The sequence below is a fragment of the Arthrobacter sp. 2YAF22_2 genome (assembly GCF_052114645.1).
In the GTDB taxonomy this organism is placed as follows: Bacteria; Actinomycetota; Actinomycetes; order Actinomycetales; family Micrococcaceae; genus Arthrobacter.
Genome location: NZ_JBFRFD010000403.1, coordinates 1 through 3,515, shown reverse-complemented (window position 1 = coordinate 3,515; position 3,515 = coordinate 1). Strand labels below are relative to the sequence as shown.

Here is a 3,515-nt window from a genome sequence, read left to right as displayed (position 1 = left end):
GCAGGATGATGTCTATGAGGGCCCAGATGCCGAAGCCTCCAAGGGTGACCAGCTTCAGGATGCCGGTTCCGACTTTGCCCAGGTAGAACCGGTCGGCGCCGAGGGCGCCGAGAAGCAGGGCGAGCAGCCACGTGGTCAGGAACGATTTTTGGCCCTGCTGTACCTTTCCGTAGCCGGGGGCCGACGACGGGTAAGGAGGGGCGACGGGTGATTGGCTCATGAGAGTCCTTCCATGGTGCATCTGACCGGTGCGCGACGCGGAGCATGCGGGGTGGGTGCGGTGATGAACGGGCACGGAGGGAAACCAGCGTGGGCTGCGGGCCGCAAATGCGGTATCTCGCGCCAGCCGTCAGCTGAAATCATGTTCGCTTCCCCCAATAGCGCCACGGGCGAAGCGCCCGTAAAACGGATGTTACATGACTTCAACAAAAGCGGACCCAGAAATTTCAAAATGACGAAGACATCTGAAGTGCGCTCCGGGGGAGCACTGACATACCGTCCATGATTCCGCCCGGAGAAATTGCGCTCCGCTCATTCATTGGGAGCACTCCCGGACCGTAGCGGCCCTGTGTGTGGACACCGCCCGGTGAACGTCTTCGGCTTCCACTACGACCTGCTGTCAGCCTGTGGGATGAGGCAGCGCCAAAAGGGGGGACCTGTGGAGTAACTGTGATGGATGGGGTGACCCGCTGATACCCGCCATTGAGCCGAAGCGCCCGTTATCCGGCCTATGGACATGCACACACGAAGAGGCCCATGATTTTGTCATTCAAAGAAGAGCGTGGTCATGGCTCGAGTCTCGTCTTGTCCACGACCTCCATGTGATGTGCGTCAGGAATCTTCGGCATCGGCCAGGGGTTCCGGTCGTTGTCGACTTCGATTCCGCACCGATGCCGGCGGCAGCCCACCTTCTAGCCTTCTGGGAGACATGTCATGAGTGCAGCTGCAGGGCCGGCGTCGGGCCGGGGACTGGAAGTCCGGTCGATTGACTACGTTCCTCTCAATGAGAGGCACGGAAAGGTCTCCCACATTGGGCCGCTTTGGTTCATGAGCAACGCCCAAATAGCCACGCTCGCGGTGGGGCTGATCAGCATCACGACCGGCGGGAACCTGATCTGGTCGCTGATTGCGATCGCGATCGGCGTGCTGGTGGGTACGTTGTTCATGGCTGCGCACTCCTCGCAGGGCCCGCAGCTGGGATTGCCTCAAATGATCCAGTCCCGGCCGCAGTTCGGATACGTGGGAGCCCTGCTTGTCTGGCTTTTCGCCTACCTTCAGTACGCAGGATTCAATGTTTTTAACACTGTGCTGGCCGGCGAGGCGGTGGCCGGGTCCCTTCGCATCGGCAACGAAACCTTCTGGTTCTGGGTCATCACGATTATCGCTGCGGCCGTCGCGCTCTTCGGCTACGACCTAATCCACAGCCTTGAACGGTACCTGACGTACCTGACCATCATCATGCTGGCCCTCCTGACGGTCGCGGTGCTCACCCACCTTGAGCTGCCCGGCGGGGCCTTCAATCTGGCCGATTTCCATCTCGTTCCGTTCCTGGGACAGCTGGGCGTCGCGGCCGGCTACCAGATTTCCTGGGCCATCTACGTCTCGGACTATTCCCGCTATCTCCCCCCGGAATCAGGCCGCGGGACGTTCAAGTGGACGTTCTGGGGGAGTGCCCTCGGCGGTATCTGGGTCATGTTCCTGGGCTCCTTCATCGCCGCGGCAGCCGGCCCGGACTTCGACACCATCAGCTCGATCCAGGACACCGCCGGCAAGCTGTTCCCCGGCTTCGGATCGATCGCACTGTTCATCGCTGCCCTTGGACTCCTGTCCGTCACGGCGCTGAACATGTATGGCGGATCCCTGACGCTGATCTCCTCCATCGACAGCCTGCGCCGCATTCGGCCCACCGTGAGAATCCGGGTCGTCACCATCGTGATCACGGCGGCCATCTCGCTCGCCTTCGCCAACGTCGCATCCGCCGATTTCCTCGCCAACTTCAACGACTTCCTGCTTCTGGTGCTGTACTTCTTCATCCCGTGGACGGCGGTCAACCTCACCGACTACTTCATCGTCCGCAAAGGCCACTATGCCATCGCGGAAATCTTCCACCCGCACGGGATTTATGGACGCTGGGGCTGGCCCGGAATCGCCGCGTATCTCGTGGGCTTCGCGGTCATGATTCCTTTCTTCTCCGCCGGAAAACTCTTCGTGGGGCCGGTGGCCGAAGCGATGGGCGGCGCTGACATCTYCTTGTTTATCGGCCTGCCGGTGGCAGCGGTCCTCTACTGGGTGCTGACCCGCCACATCGACACGGCCGCTGAGATGAGCCTGGCCCGGAGTCAGGCAATCGAACTTGAGGAAGCCGCGAAAATGCACGTCGAGCCCTGAAGCAGGGGCGTGACCGGGCTGTGGGCGCGTCAGGCAGCCCAGCCGCGGGCTATGGCGTCCAAGGCGGAAGAGTAGAGCGACTCCCAGTTGGTTTCGGGTGACCCAAGCTGCGCCAGTTCCAGGCTCACGAGTCCGTGGACCTGACCCCAGATGGCGGTGGCCACGATGTCCACGCTGGCCGGCCGCATGGTGCCGGCGCTTTGGGCGGAAGCCACGGCATCGATTAAGGGGGTCATGGCGGCTGCTGCCGTGTCGGGGCTGGGGTCACAGTCCACGTACTCGGCCAGGGCGCCGCCGAACATAAGCCGATAAAGGGCTTGGTGCTGCATTGCCCACGCTCTGTAGGCCATGCCCAGTGCGTGCAGCCCGCCGGCCGCCGCTGCCAGTTGGGATTGGTGGAACGAGCGGAACCCGTTATCCACGACGGCGGTCAGTAACTGTGACTTTCCCCCGAAGAGCGAGTAGACGGCCGTCGTCGAAGTCCGCGCGGCGGCCGCGACATCCCTCAAGGTGACCCGCGCCGGGCCTTCACGGTCAACGAGTTCGGCGGTGACCGCAAGTAGTTCTTGCCTGAGGGATTCAGTATGCACAATAGGTCTTGCCATGCGGTCCATTGTTCCATAACGTTGTTTCATAACATTGTTACGCAATGCATCTTCCGAAGGGAGTCGTCATGGCACAGGAGATCTTCCCGGGACGCTTCACCGCCGATCCCGGGCGCGAATCGCTGACAGTGTTCCTGATCGGCATGCGTGCCAATCGGTGGTGGAAGGTAGGTAGCGTCGCCAAAGTGGCCGCGGCGATGCCCAGGATGCTCCGGCACCTTGCCAACAACCCAGCGTCCGGGATGCTGGGTGTCGAGCAATGGTTCGGCCGCACGACCGTTCTGCTCAGCTATTGGGAGAGCCCCGAGCATCTCCGAAAATTCGCTGCCGACCGGGAATCTCCCCACCTCGAGCCTTGGCGGCGCTTCATGAAGGAGCTGTCAGGAAGCGGCGATGTGGGCGTTTGGCATGAGACGTACCAAGTGCCGGCCAGCGGGATTGAGACCGTTTACAACGGCATGCCGCTCTTTGGCTTGGCCAAGGCCACGACGCAGGTACCCATCGGTCCCGGGAGCCATACAG

At 62.0% G+C, this 3,515-nt stretch carries 4 protein-coding genes; 2 read left to right on the top strand and 2 right to left on the bottom strand.

Going from position 1 to position 3,515, the window contains the following annotated elements:
- A partial coding sequence (locus AB4Y86_RS14840; RefSeq protein ID WP_441402964.1) for a TM2 domain-containing protein occupies positions 1–220 on the bottom strand: 220 nt, incomplete at its 3' end.
- 713 nt (positions 221–933) lie between these two features.
- On the opposite strand from AB4Y86_RS14840, the gene AB4Y86_RS14835 reads away from it, so the two are divergent.
- A complete protein-coding gene (locus tag AB4Y86_RS14835) occupies positions 934–2,388 on the top strand; it encodes a purine-cytosine permease family protein (RefSeq protein ID WP_441402963.1) in 1,455 nt (484 codons plus the stop codon).
- Positions 2,389–2,417: 29 nt separating this feature from the next.
- Here AB4Y86_RS14835 and AB4Y86_RS14830 read toward each other — a convergent pair whose 3' ends face one another.
- Positions 2,418–2,993, bottom strand: coding sequence for a TetR/AcrR family transcriptional regulator (locus AB4Y86_RS14830; RefSeq protein ID WP_441402962.1), 576 nt, complete (start codon positions 2,991–2,993; stop codon positions 2,418–2,420).
- A gap of 68 nt (positions 2,994–3,061) precedes the next feature.
- Here AB4Y86_RS14830 and AB4Y86_RS14825 point away from each other — a divergent pair.
- On the top strand, positions 3,062–3,515 hold a 454-nt coding region (locus tag AB4Y86_RS14825; RefSeq protein WP_441402961.1), incomplete at its 3' end, for a DUF4188 domain-containing protein.